The sequence below is a fragment of the Arthrobacter sp. S2(2024) genome (genome assembly GCF_036662515.1).
In the GTDB taxonomy this organism is placed as follows: Bacteria; Actinomycetota; Actinomycetes; order Actinomycetales; family Micrococcaceae; genus Arthrobacter.
In genome coordinates, this window is the sequence record NZ_JAYKZI010000005.1 from 95,042 (window position 1) to 115,152 (window position 20,111).

The window sequence follows — 20,111 nt, forward strand, 5'->3', positions numbered from 1 at the left end:
AACATCTGTTTCAAAAGGTGCGCGGACCGCTGGTCTGAGGACGGTTCCTCAGCGTCCGAGAGCCGGATCTACCGAAGCCTTTCAACCTCTCCGAGCGAGTCGAAAAGGCCTGTGATTTCACTGATGCGTTTGGTCCCTGGTCTTCCCATGGCCGAAAGTACCGCGTTGGCCAGGACGCTCAGGAGACTCATGGGCGCAGCATAACTGTCGAAGGCTCCAGCGCCTTCCACGGGACACTCGATCCACACCTTGGCGTCGCCGGCCATCCGGCGCCCGCTGGCATCGCCAATCAGGATGGTGGACGCACCTGTTCCGGCAGCTGCTTTGAGGACGTTTGGGAAGGCTTCTGGACGGCGGCGGAAACCCATCAGCACCACAGCATCGGCAGGACCGAGCCCCGCGAGTTCTTCGCCCACGCTTTGGCCTGGCTGCGGGGCCAGCCCGACGCCGTCGCGGCATTGGAGGAGCTGTTGCCGCAAATGGAGCGCGAGGGGGAAGCTGTTTCGGAAGCCGATGAGCAGTACCTTCCGGGCTCCCGCAAGCAGATTGGCCACCTCGCCCAGCCGTGTTTCGTCAATTGACTCGAACAGACGCTGAAGGTTCCGCTGTTCCAGTGCCGCGTGGGTCGGCAGACCGCCGTCGGACTCCCTGGTGGCGAGCGGCACACCGCTGGACCGCAGTGCCCTGGTGTGCTCCTTGACCTCATTGAAATCGGCAAAGCCGAGGCGGCGAAACAAGCGGCTCACGGTTGCCTTGGAGACACCGCTCAGGCGCGCCAGTTCGGCCGCGTTGTAGACGGCGAGATCACCCAAGTGGTTCAGGATGGTGTCTGCCGCGAGCTGTTCCTGCGGGCCAAGCGCCGGATAATGCTGTTCGATTCGCTCATCGATCCTCATGAAACAACCGTCTCACGACCCCGCGCTGTTCCCACAGCCGTTTCTTTCTTTGTGTGGTCTTTGCCGGGTTTATCTCTCCGATAGGCTCGGCGAATGAGCGAAAATACACCGCGACTCGCTGGCTATCTGGACAAGCAACAGCCCGGGCTTTATCAGGCGCTGTCCGACTACGCGGGTAAGGTGACTGCCGAGGCTGATAGGACCGGGATCCCGCGCCGCACACTGGAGTTGTTGAACTACCGCGCTTCGCAGATCAACGGCTGTGCCTTTTGCCTGGATCTCCATCACCGCCGCGCCATCGGCTATGGGGAGACTGAGCAGCGGCTTTCCTTGGTGTCCGTGCATGGCGAGGTGGGCCTCTTCGACGAGGCCGAACAGGTGGCGCTGGAGCTTGCCGAACAGATCACGCGCATGAGCAGTGCCCGTCCCACGGCCGAGCTGTTCTCCCGCGCGCGGAAGGTCTACACCGAGGAGCAGATCAGCGTGCTGTGCATGGCGTGCATCGGCATCAACGCCTTCAACCGCCTGTCTATCCTGAGCGAGCACCCGGTGCGCAAAGCCCGGAGCTAACGACTTCTTGGCCGGAAATGTCGCAATCTTGCCCCAGGGATTCGTGCTTCCGATAATCCATTCGTAGGATTTGCCTATGTCTATGGGGAGATTAGTTCGTAAAGCAGTTATTCCGGCAGCCGGATTGGGCACGCGTTTCTTGCCTGCCACCAAGGCGATGCCGAAGGAAATGTTGCCGGTGGTGGATCAACCGGCCATCCAATACGTGGTTGAGGAGGCCGTGAAGGCGGGCCTCAGCGACGTGCTGATGATTACAGGCCGCAACAAGCGCGCCCTTGAAGACCACTTCGATCGCGCACCTGATCTTGAACGCTCTCTGGAGCTGAAAGGCGACGAAGCTCGCTTGGACGCCGTGCAGCATGCCTCCGGGCTTGGACCAATACACTATGTGCGGCAGGGCGAGCCGAAGGGTTTGGGCCATGCCGTGCTGTGCGCCAAGCAGCACGTGGGCGACGAACCGTTTGCAGTGCTCTTGGGCGACGACCTGATCGACGAGAGCGAGGAGCTCTTGTCAACCATGATCGACGTCCAGGCGAAGACGGGCGGCTCGGTGATTGCCCTCATCGAAGTGGAACCGTCGCAGATCAGCGCGTACGGTTGCGCCGACATTACGCCCATCGCGGGGGCGGACTACGTCCGGGTCAACAGCCTTGTGGAGAAGCCTTCTGTTGAAGAAGCGCCATCAAACTTGGCTGTCATTGGCCGCTATGTCCTGCACCCGGCCGTGTTCGATGTCCTCGAAGAGACCGGGCCCGGGCGCGGGGGCGAGATCCAGCTGACCGACGCGCTTCAGACCCTCGCAATGGGCGATGGCGAAGGCGCGGGTGTTTACGGGGTTGTCTTCCGTGGACGTCGCTACGATACCGGGGACAAGCTCAGCTACTTGAAGGCCGTCATCACCCTGGCGGCCGAGCGGGCCGAATTCGGTGAAGACCTCAAAACCTGGATGAAGGAATTCCTCGGCTAGGACGGCTGCATGGTTAGCCGTGCGTAGCGCAGAATCCTGAGGATGGCCGGGGCCAGCTCGTCTTCCATCCGCAGGTACGCCTCGGCGCCTTGTTTGTAGGGGTCCGCAACGTCGTTGTCCGAGGATTTTGCCGCGAGGACGAGGTGACGGACGGAGGATGCCCGTGCCGGCAGTTCTCGCCACAGTTGGGTGTAGTCAGAGCCCGACGGCGGCGCGTCGCCTCGTTCTTCAAGGGCCGTCACCATCCGTGCGAACTCGCGGATGGTGAACGTCCGTTTGAGCAGGGATGCGTCCAGCTGCAGCACTTCACCGCGATGGTGGGACGCCATGGTGAGTACCAGGTCCGATTCCCTGAGGATCTTTGAAGTGAGCTGGCGCGCGGCAAAGTCATCGGGCGTGCCGCCATACGTGCGGATGATGTCCGCTGACAGCGGCTGAATGGGGCTTCCAACCATGGCGCGGGTGCCGGCGCTGCGGACTTCGAAGCCACCGGGAAGAACCTGGTCCAGGCCTGCCTGAAGCAAGCGTTCGGCTACGGGGGAGCGGCAGATGTTGCCGGTGCAGACGGTCAGGATCCGTACGGGTTGGGGCGATTCCAAAGGTGTAGCTCTTTCACTAGCTGGCAGATGTGCGGGACACCTGTGTTTTACAAGTTAACACGGGAGTTATAGTCACGCGTGGCGTAGCAATGCGAAGGCGGCCACGCCGATGGAAACCACGGCCAGCAGGATCAGGAAAATGACGGGCCGCGCCTGACTCGGAACAGCTGGAATTCGTGGAATCGCAGGCAACCCCACTCTGAAGCTCAGCCTCTTGCGGCGTCGCCAATGTCTCCCCATGTTCATAAGTTACCGTAGGCGCAAGCAAGGAGGGGTTGTTTCCGGATCACCGGAAACAACCCCTCCTTTTCGTTGTGCGTTTAGGCTGCGGCTACGGTTTCGTTCTTTGCGCGGCGGCGAACCACCACTACGGAGGCCGTGCCGGCTACGAGTGCGCCAGCACCAACCAGGCCCCAAAGGATCAGGCTGGAGTCGACGCCGGTGTTGGCCAAACCGGTACCGCCGGTGTTGGCAAGCCCGGTGCCACCGGTGTTTGCAAGACCTGCGCCGCTAACTCCTGCAGCAACCACGGTTGACGTGACGCTGTGGCCGGAGGTCGCGCCGACAGCGGTCAACTGGTAGGTGCCTGCAGCAGTCAGCGTAACGTTGGTGGAGAAAGCGCCGGAGCTGTTGGCAACAGCGGTCACCGTTGTGGGTGCCAGGTGAAGGGCGCCGGGTACGGCCAAGGCGAGGCCGCCACTGGTGCCGGGTGCTGCTGCGCCCTGAGGAGCGGCAGTAAATGTGATTGTGACAGTGATGGTTTCGCCGGGCGTGAAGCCGCCTCCGGAGAATACGACGGATCCGCCCACCGTTACAGTCGCGCTAGAAACGGTGCCCGGGACCGGTGCCGGGTAATCGACGGCCATTGCCGGAGCCGAAGCGGCGAGAGCGATGGTGCCCGCAAGCGCGAGCGCTGCAAGTGATTTCTTCAATTTTTGTCCCCCTGAGACCTTTGGTATGTGCTTGAGACCTGCTGCGAAATTCATTGTGGTGATGTGATTTCATCCACCACGAACACGTGAACTGAAATCTGAGACCTACCCAAGAGAGAAGCTACCACCCTAAGGGTGCTTACTGCAAAGTAAATCCAAACTCGTTACAAAGGGTTAACACCCTGTCTATCCGAGGGCTCCACAAGTTTCTGATTCGGTCGTGAGGACCACTTTGTCAATGGGCTGGATAGTTGGCGTGACCACGACTTCAGGCTGGCTATGCTGGACGATTTTTCCGAAAGTGAATTCCACGGTACTGCTCTGTCCAGGGGCCAGACGTACGGAGAGTGTGCCAACTGGTCGGTCGTCGTGGCGCTGCGCACCAAATGGAACAGTCTTCCCGTCCTGCGTGGCAGTTTCAACCAGGGATTGGGAAGGCCCGTACGCGATCACGTTGCTTTGTGCAGTACCGGGCGGGACTCCGTAAGCTCCACCGCCTGTAACATATGCCGGTAACGATGTGGCCGCGTCAGCAGGAGCCGTATTAGTGCTTGTGATTCGAACCTTGACTGTTGCATAACCATCGGCAGCCGTGCATTGCTCGACAAGCCGAACAGTGCGTTTCACGTAGTAGTCCATTTTCGCGCCAGTACCGTCATTGAAGTAAGCGCCGAATTGGGCAGCGGGCACGCTAGGGCCGGATATTGAGCCGCTAAGCGTGTACTTCGCGAGAACGGACTGTTCGGTGGTATCTGCCGACCAGAGCAGGACCCTGTGTTCTTCTACGCCTTTCCCTACTCCGGCGAGCAGGCTTTTGGCATCGCCCTTGCCGGAGGAGAGAGCACCGAAGATTTCCTTGGCCACCACTGCAAAGTAAGCGTCTTGCGCCTTTGGATCTTTGATTTGGGCGTATACGTCGGAAAGTAGGGTTTTTACCACATTCTTGCCGGAAAGCTGGTTCGGAAGTTTCCCTCCAGTTAGGGCAAGCATCTGCGGGTCCTGAAGGCTGACAGGTCCTGTGGCGTCCAGGATGTAGCCCAGAGCCACTGGATCGATCGAAATTGCTCCGTCCAGCTGTTCACTCTTTTTCTGTTCCCACATCTTCAACGCGGTGGTGGCAGCCGTCGGGAAATCTGGGGTGAAGTTAACGTCCTGCATGAAGGTGCCCATACGGTCCGTATAGATGCGTTGTTGCTCTTCATCCACCGATACCGGAGGGGTGAAACGGCCAAGTTCCGTAGCGCTGGTTTCGGCGGAAAGGCTGATTTTGCCCTTGTCGGCGGTAAGGACGACCAAGGCGCCCGGGATGCCTCCCGTGGCTCGGGCCTCGGCGTTGTTTTGGACCAGCAGCAGGTAGTGCCGCGGCTTATCGGAGCCCAACAGGCCCGGAGCTAGTCCCGCGGCGTCGGACGCCGTGTCCAACTCGTCCACAACAGAGCCAAGTTGTTGTCTGGCTTGTATCAGTGGCCCAGCGATCTGCGGGAGCAGGCCGCCGGCATCGATACCGTTCAGGCGCTGCGCAGATGCGCGCACGGCTTGAGCGGCGGAGGACACTGCGGGGGCTGCCTTGCGGATTGGTTCCAGGTCGGTGCCGCCTGCGCTCGGCATCAGCTTGTCCCATTTCAGGGAATCGTAAACCTTTACAAGGGGTGTGACGCCCAGCGAGGCTACGTCGTCGGCTGAACGGGCAATTTCGGCAGTGGCCGAGAAATTCGCGCCGAGCCACGGGGTGGCCGAAGCCAAAGACCAGAGCGGATCGGAGGCAGCGTCGCGGGCCGCCGCAGTGTGGCGCCGAAGCTCGTCGGCAGAAGCCGTGGCATCTGCGGGGCGGTTCTGGAGGATGTCTTCTTTGAGTTTGGGCACCAACTGGGTGGATGCTTCGAGCTCGGTCTTGATGGTGGAAGCCTTAGCACCAAGCCATAGGGCGGCGGCGCCGGCAACCACCAGACAGGCCCCAAGCCAAATTCCGGCTGTCAACTGGCGACGACGGCGCTTGCTTGCTTGGGATTTCCCCCTGCCCCGACGCAGCTCGGGTTCGTTCGGGGTGGTATCGGACAGTTCGTTTTCCGTCACGCCTAGGGCCTTCCGAGTCCACGGTACTGCCATCCGGCAGCACGCCATTTTGCGGCGTCCAGCACGTTTCGTCCGTCCAAGATCCGGAGACCGGCAACGCCGCTGCTCACTTCAAATGGGTCGAGTTCCTTGTATTGTTGCCATTCGGTGAGCAGGAGGAGTGTATCGGCTCCTGCGATCGCTGTATCCAAATCAGATTCGTACTGCAGTTCAGGGAATCGCTTGGCGGCGTTTTCCAGGGCTTTCGGGTCAGTTACCGTCACGACGGCACCTTGAAGCTGGAGTTGGGCGGCGATGCTCAGGGCCGGCGAGTCCCGGACATCGTCGCTCTCGGGTTTAAAAGCAGCACCGAGCACGGTGACGCGGTGACCGAGCAGGCTTCCACCGCAAAGCTCGCGGGTAAGTTCTACGACACGCGTGCGGCGTCGCATGTTGATCGAATCCACTTCTCGCAGGAAGGTCAGGGCCTGATCGGCGCCGAGTTCGCCGGCCCTGGCCATGAATGCCCGGATGTCCTTGGGGAGGCATCCACCACCAAAACCAATTCCGGCGTTAAGGAATTTTCGGCCGATCCTGTCATCCATGCCGATAGCGTCTGCCAAACTAGTGACGTCCGCGCCTGCTGCTTCGCAGACCTCCGCCATGGCATTGATGAACGAAATTTTGGTGGCGAGGAAGGAGTTGGCTGCTGCCTTGACGAGTTCGGCTGTCGGGTGGTCTGTGACCAATCTGGGGGTGCCATCTGCCAGCGGACCGGAGTAAACCTCGTCCAAAATGGTGACGGCGGGGTGGTCTTCCGAGCCTTCCTCGACGCCGTAGACCAGACGATCTGGGGAAAGAGTATCTTTGACGGCGTGCCCCTCGCGTAAGAACTCGGGATTCCAAACGAGGTGAGCGCTGGGTTGATATTCGGACAAGAGGTCAGCCAGACGGGAAGCGGTCCCCACCGGGACAGTGGACTTGCCGACCACAAGGTCGCCGGGTCTTATGTGCGGAAGGAGCGCCTCCATTGCGGCATCGACGTGGCGCAGATCGGCGCCATTTTCGCCCTTCTTCTGGGGTGTCCCCACACAAATGAAATGGACGATGCTCCCAGCAGTCTTCGACATGTCAGTGGTGAATGACAGCCTTCCCGTCCCCTGCACGTCGCTAAGGAGTTCGTCCAAACCGGGTTCGAAGAACGGGGCACGGGCTGCCGATAGGGCACTGATCTTTCGTTCGTCCACGTCGATTCCGACCACCTCGTGGCCAAGTTTGGCCATGCAAGCTGCGTGCACAGCCCCGAGATAGCCACAGCCAATAACTGAAATGCGCATTATGTTGCCTTCCCCCAGAGGGTCGTTTCTGCGTCACGGTCCAACACGGCCTAATTAGTAGGCGCCGTCGCCGCCCAAGACGGCACGGGCAGTGCGAAGCAAAATTATCAAGTCCCCGGCCAGAGACCAGTTTTCCACGTAGTAAAGATCCAACCGTACGGAGTCCTGCCAGGAGAGATCGGACCTTCCGCTTACCTGCCACAGCCCGGTCACTCCAGGCTTGACCAGAAGCCGCCGACGCGCATCCTGTTCGTAGGCCTCCACCTCGAGCGGTAAGGGCGGCCGCGGGCCCACCAAACTCATGGACCCGGAAACAACATTGAATAGCTGAGGGAGCTCATCCAGGCTGTATCTTCGCAAGAAGCGTCCAGTACGCGTAATGCGTGGATCGTTCTTGACTTTGAAGAGGATCCCGTTGCCGTCATTCCGGTGTGCCAGCTCAGCGAGCCGCGCTTCGGCATCGACAACCATGGAACGAAACTTGAGCATTTTGAATGGAGTGCCCTCAAACCCCACGCGTTCCTGCTTAAACAGGATCGGGCCGGGGCTATCGAACTTTACCAAGAGGGCTAGGACCGCCAGCAGAGGCGAAAACACTACAACCAGCCCCGCGGAAACCACAATGTCGAACAGTCGTTTGGCGACACGCTGCCCGGCTTCGAGCGTAGGCGTTGTGACGTGAATAAGTGGGAGCCCAGCGACTTGCTGTGTGTGAATACGCGGTCCTGCTATATCAGTAAGGGCAGGGGCCATAATCAGCCCGACATTCCGTTCCGCTAATTCCCAACCGAGCTGGCGGAGGGTCCTTGGATGCAGAAGGACCCCCGCCGTCACGGCCACGGCGTCAGCTTCGCATCGCCCGATCGCGTCAAGTATTGCCTTCGTCTCCGACTCATGGCCAAGCACGGGCAGCCCGACACCTGTCAATTCGTGCGATTGCGATGAGTCGCCGGGCGTGTAAGCGGCAACGGGCATATAGCCGGCATGTTTCTCCCGCACTAGGGTCGCGGCAAGGTGAACGATCGCGCTCGGACTTCCTAGCAACATGAGCCGAGACATTCGTCGGCCCTTCTGGCGATGGACGCTCAGATGCTGGCGAAGTAACCATCGCGCAAGGAGGAGTCCAACAAGTCCGGCAGGTAAAGCGATTCCGACATACCCCCGGGCGGTTTCTACACGGAAGACGTAAGAGAAAATCGCAACGAAACCGAAAAGCCAGAGGGATGCTGCCGCCACGCGCTTGTACTCATCCGGCCCCGAGCCGAGGATTCGGCTTTGCCTTGTGCTCCACGCCCCCAGCATGAGCCACCATGTAATGGCGAGGAATATTGACAGCCAGAAGTAGCTGGAATCCTGACCCTTGATGCTGAATCCTGAATCCAGGCCGAACCGAATGCTGTATGCGCCAGCCACGGCCCAAACAATCACAAAGGCATCAACTACCCTCAAGGTACGAGACGTGCTTACTCGCCAATCAGAAACTGTCCCCACCAGCATCCCCATGTATGTAGTCGTTTTCAGTTTTTGGGAGTCCCCGGGCCTAGGATACAGCCGCCCGGGATGCCACCTCTAATGTTGCGAACCAGGGACAAAATTAATCTCAAACAGCGCCCAGACCCAAACCTGATCCCCCGCCCCGCCGGAGTCGCTTGTTTGCCTCGATCTACGGAAGAAGGCGAATGGCTGCAAATTCTATCAGTGCCGTTGCACTGATCCGGGCAGTGCGCGTCGAGAATGTCAACGGTAAGCCAAGCCTCCCCAGGCTGACACACACTTCCCGCTCGGTTCCAGTCATGTCCTTCGGCGGGATAGCATCATCCGTGAGACCACGCCTCTCCATCTGGGAGCACTTGTCAGGGTCGGCGGCTCTACTCAGCCGCAACGGCGTAGCGGTGGACACTTACGGTTTGACTAAAGCGAGGCGGGGAAACGTTCCGGTGAGCACGTCGAAATCAACCTGAATTATCGATGAAGCAAAGCAATAAAATTGGGGTGAGCATGACCAAATCGATAGCAATAATAGGTACTCGAGGCTATCCAAGTTACTACGGCGGATTCGAAACTGCGGTTCGGAAGCTAGCACCTTTCCTCGCCGATTGCGACTGGACGGTTACCGTCTATGGCCGCCGTAAGGCGTCAAGGGAAGTTGCTGCGGAGGCAGATCCCAGAATCAGTCAAAAGATTACGTTTGGGATAGAGAATCGATCATTCAGCACCCTCTCGTTCGGCCTCACATCCGTTTTGCATGCGGTTCGCACAAAGCCAGATGTAGCGCTCGTCATGAATGTCGCTAACGGATTCTGGTTGCCTCTTCTGAAGCTCAGGGGAATTCCAACTCTCGTTAATGTTGATGGCATGGAGTGGGAGCGGGCGAAATGGGGACGTCTTGCCCGAACCGTCTTTCGTTTGGGAGCCAGGCTCACCGCAAAGTTTGCGGACGAGCTGGTGGCGGATGCCAAAGAAATCCAACATCGGTGGAAAGTTCAATTCGGTAGGGAAAGTACATTTATTCCGTATGGCGGGGATGAGATATCGCCCCTCGAGCTTGGTGAAGAACTGCGATCTCGATCGTACGTGCTCGTCGTCGCAAGATTTGTTCCAGAGAATACGATTCATGAATTCTTCGAAGCAGCGGACCGGCTTGCCAAGGAGTATCCGGTTGTAGTGGTCGGTGCGTCGGGGTATGGTGGCGAACTTGATGAGAAGGCGGAGTTGTTGGATCGCAAGCATCCGAACTTCAATTGGCTCGGAAGAATTAGCGATGATGCGCGATTGTTTGCATTGTGGCAGCATGCGGGAGCATATTTCCACGGCCACAGCGTCGGCGGCACCAATCCTGCCCTGGTTCAGGCAATGGCTACGGGCGCCCCGATCGTCGCCCTTGACACTGCGTTCAATCGCGAAGTTCTAGGCAACGATTCGATTTTTACATCTAATTCCCCGATGGATATTTACGACTCGATCGTGCGACTCATGGAGTCCGAATCACTTCAGGAAGCAACCTCTACCTCGAATATCGAGCGTGCGAGGAGTCTGTATTCATGGAGTTCAGTATTAGAGAAGTATCAAGATCGGTTACTTTGTTTGGTTGAGCGCAAAAAGAACAAGAACCGACCCTAGATAGAATAAAGACGGAGCGATACGACATGCGCGTTATGGTTACGGGATGTGCCGGTTTCATCGGAAGCCATTTAGTAAATCGACTGCTAGCTGACGGTCATCAGGTAACGGGGATTGATTCCTTCACCGATTACTACCCTCGCGAATTAAAAGAACGAAACAACGCTTGGAACATGGGGAAAGAATCGTTCCAGTTCATTGAGATGGACTTAGCGATACTCACGAAGGCTGAGTTGACTGGAGTTGACGCTATTATTCATTTAGCTGCCCAGCCCGGCGTTCGTGCATCTTGGGCGAAGTTTGACAACTATATCAATGAAAACTTGCTGTCCACGCATAAGTTGGCAACTGCGGCCGGGGAGGCTGGCGTTAAGAGATTTGTCTTCGCCAGCAGCTCATCGGTCTATGGTGACGCGCACGCCTACCCAACGCACGAAACTACCCCAACGATCCCAAGGAGTCCCTACGGGGTTACCAAACTCGCAGGGGAGAGTCTTCTTGATGCGCACGCCGCGAACTTCGGTCTCGAGGTGTTTGCCCTTCGTTTCTTCACGGTTTACGGCCCGGGTCAGCGGCCAGACATGGCTATTCAGCGATTGATTAGGTCTGCAATTGATGGCGGGGAGTTTCGACTTTATGGTGACGGACATCAGAGGCGGGACTTTACTTTCGTAGCCGATATCGTTGACTCTTGCGTTCGTGCGACATCTTCGATCTACCCTGACGGAACTGTTCGATTGAATATCGGGGGTTCTGGGGATATTTCTATGAACGAACTGATATCGCTGGTCGAATCGACGGTCGGCGGTCCGGTGAATTTGTCTCGACATCCAGCTCAACTCGGCGATGTTCTCCGTACTGGAGCCGATGGAAGCCGATCCTCTGAGATCCTGGGATGGAAACCCCGCGTACAAATCGAAGAAGGAGTGGCTCGTCAGGTGAAGTTCGAGCTTGAGCCTACTTACGGTACCTGGGGGTCAACGCATTGATGGTTAGTTTTAGCATTTCCTCTGAGCTTCGAGCGTTGCGACTTGCCTTTGGTCACTGCTTGGCTGCTGTCCTTCTTCCTCCGTACTCCACGAGACGGCTTCGGGCCTTGTGTTTCAAGTTGGGGGGCGCACGGGTCGCCCCAGGAGTTGAGATATGCGGGGGTACCCGTATGACCGGCAACACTGTGAGGATTGGAAAAGGGTGCTTCATCGGTGCAGGGGTTTTGATCGAGGCGAACACTTCTGCCGAAGTCTTCATTGGCACGAACGTGGCGATCGGTCCGGGGACAACGATTTTGACGAGCACTCACGAAATCGGCGACAGGGGTAAGCGTGCGGGATCACCTGTCGCTAGATCAGTGAGGATCGGTGACGGCGCATGGATCGGCGCTGGCGTGACTATCCTGCCAGGCATTAGCATCGGGAACGGTGCTGTTGTTGCGGCAGGGTCAGTGATCCACAAAGACGTTGCTGATTCATTCGTGGTGGGCGGTCAACCTACTCGAACTATTCGAGACCTCAGTAGCCACTCGTGACTGGCGTGGGTGTTAAGACAAGTTCGGAACGAACGGTGTCGGCCTCAAGGGCAGGCATGACGACGACGGTTTTGACCCTCCTAAATGTGATCTTGGGATTTGTCTTCCAGAGTGCAGTTGCGGCGACAATGGGTCTTTCCGGCGCGTCTGACAGCTTTCAACTGGCGTGGAGTATTGTCACGTTCGGAACGGTGCTTTTCTTTACGCTTGTACCAATATTACTGGTTCCACGACTTGAGAATCCGATAACGCGCGAGATTGGCCTCGGCGACTGGCCGAAATTCGTCATGCTGGGCACAGTATTGACGCTGGCCCAGCTTCTTATCGCAAACTACTGTGAGCCTGGCCTTGCAGATATTCTCCGATGGTCTGCTCCCAGCCATTTGTTTGCAGCTATGACGGCAATACCACTGGCCGTGGCCTACATAAGGAAACGCTTCGTGGTCGCCGGAATTGGTCCGGCAATCAATGGGGCGGCGCTCCTAGGTTCATTTATGCTGACCGGAACGACCCAACAGCCTTCTTCGATAGGCGCCTGTCTAACTATTGGCTACATGTGCCAGATGATCCTCGTCGGTGTATTTTCCATGAATCGAGGGGGTCCATTCGGGGTAGGATCCCATATTTCCATTCGCCTCTACGTGTTTCTTGTTGGTTTCACACTATTGTCAAAATTTCAGCCGCTATTGGAAAGATTCTTGTCCGTGGTTGGCCCAACGGGATCAACCGCGACATTGGGGTTTGGACAGAAACTCGCCCAGGGACTGTTGCTTTTCGCGGCGTTTGGTCTCGCCCTTACGGCCAACGCGACGCTCGCCCGCAAAGTGAAATCAGAGGATTTGGAAAGCGCTGCCGATCTCATGGCCAAAACAGTCGTCACCACGATCGTGTTCTCCGCGATAGTTCTATTGGTCGCTTTACCGTTGAAAGATCTCGTAATTCGTGTCCTCTTCGTACGAGGTGAATTCACTAGTTCGGATGCCGTAGATGTCGGCGATGTATTGTTGTGCCAACTACCCTGGGTGATCGCATGCGCAATTACCGGGGCACTCACATCATATTTGTATATTGAGCGTAGCTACGTGCGCGTCGCGACCGCCGCGGTGATCGGACTAGTTGTCACATTCATAGTCTCTCGTCTGCTTCAGCAAGCCTTCGAACTGACTGCCGTCCCAATAGCGAGCAGCGCCGGAGCGGTTGTCACTCTTTTTTGGATTATCTGGCTCGTTGCGCGGTCTCCCATTTGGCCCCATTTACGGCGTAAGCTTGGCGCGTATCGGACCCTACTGTATTTTTCGAGCTTCTCGGTTATTGTTTCTTTTGGCATTTCCGTAATTTCCCGCCTAACCGTAGGAAGCGACGTGGGTTTGACAAACGTACTATTGGGGTTCTTCTTCATAGTGTCTGTACTGTTTATTCGATTCTATAGGCCAATTTGGAAGCAATGTCGAGCAGCCACAGGCGGGAAACTGTGAAAATTAAGACCGTTGTTGCCCTAGTGCTTGGAACACGAGATGTTGCGAGTAGTCGAATTCGCGCCCACATTCCCTTGGACCATATCGAGCATTCTGGATACCGGGTCATAAGAATCATAAGTTCGTCAAGGTTCTGGCCAATCTATTTATTTCTTTCAACGCTGATTCGTAGGCCTGAAGTTTTGTTCTTTCAGAAAGTAATGCCTCCGCCGTGGTTTCTTCAGATTTCTCGTTCGCTGTGCGCCAGAATGGTTTTTGATCTGGATGACGCGATTTATCTTGGATATCCAGGTTCGTCCAGTCGACAAGTGACTAAGGCCAGTTCGCGTGTACGACGAGGTCTTCGATATTTCGATCTTGTGCTGACTTCGAACGCGATGATACGGAATGACCTGGGATTGAGCTCGGATTCAAGGTGTGTCATTTTTCCCGGACCGAGCCCGCTTCTGCCCGAAACCGAGGAGGATCTAGCGTCTAAAGAGCGCGCGGTTCTTTGGCTCGGAAGTCCGTCAACAATTTCTAACGTGGAATCGATTCTTCCGGCAGTTGCTGCACTGCTCCCGGATCTAGAATTCTTAATCGTCGGCAGTCCGATCGACGTGGACTTGACTGGATCCATTCGAAGACAACAATGGACAGCTTCGGTTGAAGAACACGCATTGAGGCGGTGCTGGTCAGGATTGATGCCTCTAGAGGCCACGGTTTGGAACAAGCGGAAGGCCGGCTATAAGGTACTCGAATATCTGCGGCACGGGGTTATTCCCGTTGTTGAAGATTCTCCGATTATAAGGACTCTCCTAGGGGAAAGGACCGAGCAGCTTTGCGAACTCGTAAGGGGCGGCAGCGCCTCGGCCTGGGCCGAGGCTATTGAAAGATCGCTAACCCGATCCCCGGACGGTGCTTGGCTGGAAGCCCGAGAGAAGGTCTTCGCAACCTGGGACAGTGGAACTTTTGCAAGACTGATCCTCGATAAGAATTGCAGGGAAGGACTTCGTGAATAAGTCGGTTGTTATGGTGTGCTCCCAGTATCCGCCAATTTATGGGGGAGCAGGACAGCAGGCGAAGCTTCTGAGCCAGACTCTTGTTAGTCGCGGTTGGGAAGTGGCTGTAGTCACCCTAGATCAGAAGGGCGTCGGAAGCTCTCTCGGCCAGGGGCTCGGAGTGGTTCGGCTGCTTCGGGGTATCGCGGGGACGGGCAAGCTTCAAAGAGCACTGACCACCATCGCGCTGGGGTTGGGCGCGGCGTCGATAATTTTGAAGAGGCGCCCCACGGCAGTCCACGTTCACGGAGCATATTGGTGGAGTATTCCGGCTGTGCTTGCTGGTCGGCTTGTGTCGGCCACCACGGTTGTGAAGGTGACCCGAGACGGCGAGGATGATCCAGAGACCGTGTTGGGACGGAAGTTCCTACGGGCAGTCCCCTTGGGCTGGCTGTACGGGCTGTCGCTCAGGGCGTCGGATTACGTAGTTGTGCTCAGCACGGAAGCCTACGAAAAGGCGAAGGCGTTCGTTCCCGCGAAACGTCTCAGGTTGGTTCGAAATGGCGTTGACCTTCATGCTTTGGACCGGACCGAGGAACGACGGGAAAGCGCCCGAAAAAAATATGGCGTGGGTCCCGAGACGAAAGTTACTACATTTATCGGTTATCTGGTTGAGCACAAGGGCATCTTAGATCTCTTGTCGGCCTGGAAGCTTAGATCGAAAACCAGCAATAGCGAGTTATGGCTTGTTGGACCATATGAGGGTTTTTATCGCGAATTGACTTCGCGGGCCATAAGTGAAATAAGCGCCATGCAGGCCGTGGGATTCAAAATAAGATTGTTCGGGCACGTTGATCCGCAAGAAATGCCTTCAATCTACTGGGCGAGCGATGTCTTCACACTACCAAGCTACAGCGAAGGAATGCCGAACAGCCTGGCGGAAGCAATAGCTGCAGGATGCGTGGTTGTTGGAACAGCCATTCCGGGCATTACAGATATTGCCAGGCTTGCGCCTTCCGTGCTGATTGAACCCGGGGATGTTCATGCGCTGACGAAGGCCCTAGATTCAGCAGAGCTAATTGGGCACAGCAATTTCTCCGAGCATCGAGCAGGCCTCGGGATCGAAAATACTGCGAGTCTGATTGAAGAGTTATATGTTTCATCGACTTAATGTGAGATTTATCGGATCCCTGACTGCGATCGCTATTGCCTTGCTATTTCCGTTCGTATCTGGCGGCCCGAATGAAACATCTGTTAGCTTTGCGGTTCTAATTGCAATTTGCGGTTTCTGTCTGTTTCGCCTTCGTTCAACGGCTGGTCGGGGCTTAGAAGGATCGTCTGCGTTGGTCATTCTCCTCATAGCAGCTGTCTACGGCGTTGGGCTGGTTGATCGATCAGGCCCAGTGTTTGGTATTAACCCAACGAGTCAAGACTATGAGCTCGTCGCTATCGGGCTCATAAGTCTTTTTGCCGGTTCGTTGATCGCTGCCAACCTTCGATTTAAGAGTGATTATACCCTCGAATCCAAGCCGAAATTCGGACAGGTACTGTTCAGAGGAGACCATAGGATAATTGTCATTTCGGGTTTGGCAATGACTGCCGCCGTGGTGAACTATGCAACTGGGGGAATTCCAGTATTGTCGAATGACGTGGACGGTAGTAGATTCACGGGCAACTACGGAGTCCTAGGTCGATTCTGGCCAATTATACTTCCAATTCTGCAGATAGTTGTGATTATAGCTTTTGCCCGACTTTGTGCAGGCCGCGGAAGCCGCAAGTGGTTCGTACTTGGTGGTCTGTCGCTCGTTTTTCTTTTTCTGAGTGGAGGGAGATCACTATTCATTATCCCGCTTATTGCCATCGGACTGCTCAGCGTCGATTTCTTTAGACCGCGATTCAGGACAATTTTGTTGTTTGCGGCTGCTGGTTTTGGGGTTATTGGAGCTTTTGGTTATGCGCGAACACTTGGATCAAATGGCAGTCAAGCTAGCCTTGCGTATTTGGGTACCCGGGAACAAGACTCCTGGTTCGGCACTTTGGATATTTCACTTCAGACCGGACCTCGGGTAATGTCGGCGGCCCGAGAATCCATTCACGAAAGTTTCCTTTCCGGACAGTTCTTTTGGGCCGATCTACAGAATTTTCTCGGATTTCAGGTTATGCCGTCGGATCGACTTGTAACAGTTTTGCTCGATCGACAACCTGATCAGGTTGGCGGGTTGCCGCCCACTCTTTTTGGAGGGTTGTACCTGGATTGGGGTCTCGCGGGGGTCATAGTAGGCGCCGTTGCGATTGGGATACTTCTTGAAATATTTCGATCTCGTGGGTTGTTTAGATTGAATTTGGCCAATTTGGTGTGGGCTTATTATTTTTCGGCGTATATTCTGATGTCTGTTTATAGTTACGTCGGAGCGAAACCAAATCTTCTTTTCGCTGCCGTGATTTGTCTGTTCGGTTTTGATCGAGTGAAAGGGGACTTTGGTGAGAATACTAATGGTCTCGAAGTATCGGGAGTTTCACGGCGGCGTTGAGTCGCATATTCTAGATTTGATTGCGGGCCTTTCTGAACTTGGACATCGAGTGGAGTTGTTTAGTTCGGAGGATGTACCCGGTGATGGATTCGATGCTCGAGCGCGTGGTCTGGCGGCAAAAGTCCGATCGGTCGGTTCGCTATTCTGGAACTCAGCTGCGCGAGAGGCTCTTGCCGCTGCCATTGAGAAGTTTGAACCGGACTTGGTGCACTATCACTCCATCTACCACCAGTTGAGTCCATCCGTGCTTGATATTTCGTCGGTTCCTTCCATAATGACCCTGCATGACTACAAGTTGGTCGCTCCTTGCTACTCGCTATACCGCGATTCTCAGATCTGCACTGACTGCGTGGGACGAAAATTTGCGCTGCCAGCCGTTCTGAACCGTTGCGTCAAGGGGAGTGCAATTGCATCGGTGGTGTGTGCTGCGGAGCAAGTGATCTACAAGAGTAGGTACATAGATTCTGTAGATCAGTTTATAGTTCCGTCTAGCTTTCTGCGCCAGATGTTGGTCGAATCGGGCATTCCGGAAGAGCGGATGACCGTTGTCCCTTGGGGGGTCCCCGCCAATTCTCCCGAGACAGTCCTGGTGTCTGAATCTCCCGCTAACGGTTCGAAGTTTGTGCTGTATGCCGGCCGACTCCACGAGTCCAAAGGTTTGGGGCAGCTTTTGGATGCTTGGACCGGTTTGGTAACCAAAGAAGACTACAAACTGATTGTTGTCGGCGGAGGTTCTCTGGAACCGTCTGTTCGCGCGGCAGTGGCAAGTGACCCAAGTGTTGAGTACTTGGGAGTAATTGATAGAGGGCATTTGTTGGATCTAGTTTCGATGGCGGAAGCGACCGTGATGCCATCGATAGTTCCAGAGACCATGGGATTGTCTGCTCTCGAAAGCCTTGTGCGCGGGACTCCTGCTCTCTTGACTGGGCGAGGCGCGCTATCAGAGCTCTCCGGTGCTGGGACCGTAGACATTGATCCTGGTGCTTTGGTCGAGTCACTTGCGGAGGCGCTGTCGAGGATAGTTCGTGATCCGTCATTCTTGGCGGCCAAGCGAGCGGAGTTGGCAAAGCGTGATCTATCAATGTACACGCGGGATGCGATGGTAGGTCGGATAGTCGATATCTATAAGTCGACGCTCCTTGCCTCCTCGGGATCTCATCGGTAGGGGTATGACCGTGGGCGTCGTGGTGGGGGCGGAGCTCGGTGAGGTCTTGCTGCAGAGTACGGATCTGCAACGCTCAGATAGGGGAACACGTGAACAACGCGTTGACAAGTTTCCGGAGTCTCATCTCCAACCGTCGCCTTCCATCTGTCGTCGTTGGCGAGTTCTGGTCGTCGACAGTGTTTAGGGCTCCTCTTCATGGTCGGCGACGAGCTCGTGAAGGTCTTCTGGCGAGCTTGGACCGTAATCCGCAACACTTCCAAACAGCTACAATTGCCGTAACCGCAAGAATTGAGCAGTTATGGTGGCATGCCATCCGGCAGGGCTCCATTCATCGATACAGGGGGATCTGGTTTGGACCTAAGAGACTATCTGCGCATTGGGCGTCGAAACTGGATATTGCTTGTAGCCTTCACGCTCGCAGGCCTCTTAGGGGGAGGCGTTACATCCGTATTAATTCAGCCCACCTACACCGCAGAGACTCAACTTTTTGTGGCCATTCAGAGTTCCGGTACGGTGCAAGAACTGCAGCAGGGGAACACCTTCACTCAGGCTCGGGTGCAGTCATACGTCAAGACAGTGACCACTCCGGTAGTGCTGCAGCCCGCGATCGACGCGTTGGGTTTGAAGGTCACCGCTGATCAACTCGCTAAACACGTAAAAGCGAGTACGGATGTCAACACAGTCCTCATCAACATTTCGGTTTCGGACACATCGCCGGTGCAGGCGGCCGCAACCGCGCAATCTGTCGCCAACAGTCTCATCAAGGCGATCGACCTGCTTGAGAAACCGAAAACTGGCGGTACATCGCCAGTCAGCCTTTCAATCATCACGCCCGCCGAAGCCCCTTCGGAACCCTCAGCGCCCAATACGAAGTTGAATCTCTTGTTAGGCCTTGCTCTGGGACTAGTTCTGGGTATCGGCGCTGCGGTTCTCAGGACGAACCTGGATTTTCGAATTCGAGGAGAAGCCGACCTTCGCAAAATTACTGACGCTCCAGTTCTCGGCGGGATCGCGTTCCATGCTGACGCAGTTCGAAAGCCGCTCCTGACTCAATCTGGCCCGCAGAGCCCAAGGGCCGAGTCATACCGTCAGCTGCGTACAAACCTTCAGTTTGCCAATGTAGCCGGGCAAGCGAAGACCGTGTTGATCACGTCGTCCCTTCCGGGAGAAGGAAAGAGTACGACGGCGACTAACCTAGCAATTGCTCTGTCCCAGGCGGGGCAAACGGTGTGTCTCATAGATGCAGATCTTCGGCGGCCCATGGTTCATGATTATTTGGGCCTAGATAGAAATGCAGGTCTAACAACTGCTCTGGTGGGAGCTGCCGACGTAAATGATCTAATCCAACCTTGGGGTGAAGATGATCTATTTGTGCTTACTTCGGGCCAGATTCCGCCGAATCCGAGTGAACTCTTGGGCTCCGAAGAGATGAAACATCTCATTACGAGATTGGAACATGCATTCGACACAGTGATCGTTGACGCTCCTCCGCTCCTTCCGGTCACAGACGCAGCCGTATTGTCCCAGCACGTTGGAGGTGTTGTGATCGTAATCGGTTCTCAGAAGATCAAGCATCACGATTTGCGGAAGTCCCTGGACGCGCTCAAGATGGTTGACGCGAAGCTTCTCGGGGTGGTCCTTAACCGGGTTCCTATTAAGGGCCCAGATTCCTACGCATACAGCTATTACGGCGGGGAGTACGCAAGCGCTTCAAGTGACTCGAAAGCCGGTCCGTCGACCAGCTCCGGGATACAGGGTTCAAACGATGCTGGGGCCTTGGATGCTCTTGACTATGTCATGAAACCAGATGACATTAGGCAGGCCCGTTCGTTCCCGCGCGCCCGGCTGGACAAGTAGGAGACGAGCAGACTGGGCACGACTCCAGTCGCTGGCACGATCGGTCTATTTGTTCTAAGGAGAGATCTTCGCACCAGAAGGTGGCAAAGACTTCGGGGGCGCTTG

At 56.1% G+C, this 20,111-nt stretch carries 17 protein-coding genes; 11 read left to right on the plus strand and 6 right to left on the minus strand.

Annotation, left to right across the window (positions count from 1 at the left end):
• Positions 1-68: 68 nt before the first annotated feature.
• Positions 69-896 carry a MurR/RpiR family transcriptional regulator gene (locus tag VLA65_RS12665; protein WP_332602701.1) on the minus strand — a complete coding sequence of 276 codons (828 nt, stop codon included), beginning with the start codon at positions 894-896 and terminating at the stop codon, positions 69-71.
• Between the two features lie 93 nt (positions 897-989).
• On the opposite strand from VLA65_RS12665, the gene VLA65_RS12670 reads away from it, so the two are divergent.
• Both VLA65_RS12670 and galU read left to right on the plus strand, forming a co-directional pair.
• The gene (locus tag VLA65_RS12670) at positions 990-1,466 is read left to right on the plus strand and encodes a carboxymuconolactone decarboxylase family protein (protein ID WP_306959111.1); all 477 of its coding nucleotides are present in this window, start codon (positions 990-992) and stop codon (positions 1,464-1,466) included.
• Between the two features lie 76 nt (positions 1,467-1,542).
• Complete coding sequence (galU, locus tag VLA65_RS12675; RefSeq protein WP_332602702.1) at positions 1,543-2,433, plus strand: UTP--glucose-1-phosphate uridylyltransferase GalU; 891 nt, start codon at positions 1,543-1,545, stop codon at positions 2,431-2,433.
• On the opposite strand, the gene VLA65_RS12680 is transcribed toward galU, so the two are convergent.
• From VLA65_RS12680 to VLA65_RS12700, 5 genes are all read right to left on the minus strand, one after another.
• Positions 2,430-3,032, minus strand: coding sequence for an arsenate reductase/protein-tyrosine-phosphatase family protein (locus VLA65_RS12680; protein WP_332602703.1), 603 nt, complete (start codon positions 3,030-3,032; stop codon positions 2,430-2,432). The two genes, galU and VLA65_RS12680, sit on opposite strands and share 4 nt — an antisense overlap.
• 320 nt (positions 3,033-3,352) lie before the next feature.
• Complete coding sequence (locus VLA65_RS12685) at positions 3,353-3,964, minus strand: LPXTG cell wall anchor domain-containing protein (RefSeq protein WP_284990005.1); 612 nt, start codon at positions 3,962-3,964, stop codon at positions 3,353-3,355.
• Positions 3,965-4,150: 186 nt separating this feature from the next.
• Entirely contained in the window at positions 4,151-5,908 is a 1,758-nt protein-coding gene (locus tag VLA65_RS12690) for a DUF4012 domain-containing protein (RefSeq protein ID WP_332602704.1), read from the minus strand.
• A 131-nt stretch (positions 5,909-6,039) separates the two neighbouring features.
• Positions 6,040-7,353: a UDP-glucose dehydrogenase family protein gene (locus VLA65_RS12695; RefSeq protein WP_284990003.1), complete on the minus strand. Its 1,314-nt coding sequence runs from the start codon at positions 7,351-7,353 to the stop codon at positions 6,040-6,042.
• Between the two features lie 54 nt (positions 7,354-7,407).
• Positions 7,408-8,850 carry a sugar transferase gene (locus VLA65_RS12700; RefSeq protein ID WP_332602802.1) on the minus strand — a complete coding sequence of 481 codons (1,443 nt, stop codon included), beginning with the start codon at positions 8,848-8,850 and terminating at the stop codon, positions 7,408-7,410.
• 501 nt (positions 8,851-9,351) lie between these two features.
• Between VLA65_RS12700 and VLA65_RS12705 the strand changes: the two genes are divergently transcribed.
• The 9 genes from VLA65_RS12705 to VLA65_RS12740 all read left to right on the plus strand — a co-directional run bounded on the left by VLA65_RS12705 (position 9,352) and on the right by VLA65_RS12740 (position 20,006).
• Positions 9,352-10,473, plus strand: a complete 1,122-nt coding sequence (locus tag VLA65_RS12705; protein WP_306959106.1) for a DUF1972 domain-containing protein — start codon at positions 9,352-9,354, stop codon at positions 10,471-10,473.
• A gap of 26 nt (positions 10,474-10,499) precedes the next feature.
• Entirely contained in the window at positions 10,500-11,462 is a 963-nt protein-coding gene (locus VLA65_RS12710; protein ID WP_332602705.1) for an NAD-dependent epimerase/dehydratase family protein, read from the plus strand.
• Positions 11,463-11,632: 170 nt separating this feature from the next.
• A complete protein-coding gene (locus VLA65_RS22015) occupies positions 11,633-11,998 on the plus strand; it encodes a DapH/DapD/GlmU-related protein (RefSeq protein WP_370872121.1) in 366 nt (121 codons plus the stop codon).
• Positions 11,999-12,054: 56 nt separating this feature from the next.
• On the plus strand, positions 12,055-13,473 hold the full coding sequence (locus VLA65_RS12715; RefSeq protein ID WP_306959105.1) for a lipid II flippase MurJ: 1,419 nt from the start codon (positions 12,055-12,057) through the stop codon (positions 13,471-13,473).
• 524 nt (positions 13,474-13,997) lie between these two features.
• Positions 13,998-14,474, plus strand: a complete 477-nt coding sequence (locus VLA65_RS12720; protein ID WP_332602706.1) for a hypothetical protein — start codon at positions 13,998-14,000, stop codon at positions 14,472-14,474.
• The gene (locus tag VLA65_RS12725; protein WP_284989999.1) at positions 14,467-15,624 is read left to right on the plus strand and encodes a glycosyltransferase family 4 protein; all 1,158 of its coding nucleotides are present in this window, start codon (positions 14,467-14,469) and stop codon (positions 15,622-15,624) included. Before VLA65_RS12720 ends, VLA65_RS12725 begins: the two co-directional genes overlap by 8 nt.
• 172 nt (positions 15,625-15,796) lie before the next feature.
• Positions 15,797-16,984: an O-antigen polymerase gene (locus tag VLA65_RS12730; protein ID WP_332602707.1), complete on the plus strand. Its 1,188-nt coding sequence runs from the start codon at positions 15,797-15,799 to the stop codon at positions 16,982-16,984.
• Entirely contained in the window at positions 16,947-18,149 is a 1,203-nt protein-coding gene (locus VLA65_RS12735; protein ID WP_284989997.1) for a glycosyltransferase family 4 protein, read from the plus strand. Before VLA65_RS12730 ends, VLA65_RS12735 begins: the two co-directional genes overlap by 38 nt.
• Before the next feature lie 306 nt (positions 18,150-18,455).
• Positions 18,456-20,006, plus strand: a complete 1,551-nt coding sequence (locus tag VLA65_RS12740; protein WP_442319981.1) for a polysaccharide biosynthesis tyrosine autokinase — start codon at positions 18,456-18,458, stop codon at positions 20,004-20,006.
• Positions 20,007-20,111 lie beyond the last annotated feature (105 nt).

What these genes read in the sequence shown, in the direction of transcription:
- VLA65_RS12665 (WP_332602701.1), bottom strand. Translation starts at nt 896, where the DNA reads ATGAGGATCGATGAGCGAATCGAACAGCATTATCCGGCGCTTGGCCCG.
- galU (WP_332602702.1), top strand. Translation starts at nt 1,543, where the DNA reads ATGTCTATGGGGAGATTAGTTCGTAAAGCAGTTATTCCGGCAGCCGGA.
- VLA65_RS12710 (WP_332602705.1), top strand. Translation starts at nt 10,500, where the DNA reads ATGCGCGTTATGGTTACGGGATGTGCCGGTTTCATCGGAAGCCATTTA.
- VLA65_RS12700 (WP_332602802.1), bottom strand. Translation starts at nt 8,850, where the DNA reads ATGCTGGTGGGGACAGTTTCTGATTGGCGAGTAAGCACGTCTCGTACC.
- VLA65_RS12670 (WP_306959111.1), top strand. Translation starts at nt 990, where the DNA reads ATGAGCGAAAATACACCGCGACTCGCTGGCTATCTGGACAAGCAACAG.
- VLA65_RS12740 (WP_442319981.1), top strand. Translation starts at nt 18,456, where the DNA reads ATGCCATCCGGCAGGGCTCCATTCATCGATACAGGGGGATCTGGTTTG.
- VLA65_RS12735 (WP_284989997.1), top strand. Translation starts at nt 16,947, where the DNA reads ATGGTCTCGAAGTATCGGGAGTTTCACGGCGGCGTTGAGTCGCATATT.
- VLA65_RS12705 (WP_306959106.1), top strand. Translation starts at nt 9,352, where the DNA reads ATGACCAAATCGATAGCAATAATAGGTACTCGAGGCTATCCAAGTTAC.
- VLA65_RS12715 (WP_306959105.1), top strand. Translation starts at nt 12,055, where the DNA reads ATGACGACGACGGTTTTGACCCTCCTAAATGTGATCTTGGGATTTGTC.
- VLA65_RS12695 (WP_284990003.1), bottom strand. Translation starts at nt 7,353, where the DNA reads ATGCGCATTTCAGTTATTGGCTGTGGCTATCTCGGGGCTGTGCACGCA.
- VLA65_RS22015 (WP_370872121.1), top strand. Translation starts at nt 11,633, where the DNA reads ATGACCGGCAACACTGTGAGGATTGGAAAAGGGTGCTTCATCGGTGCA.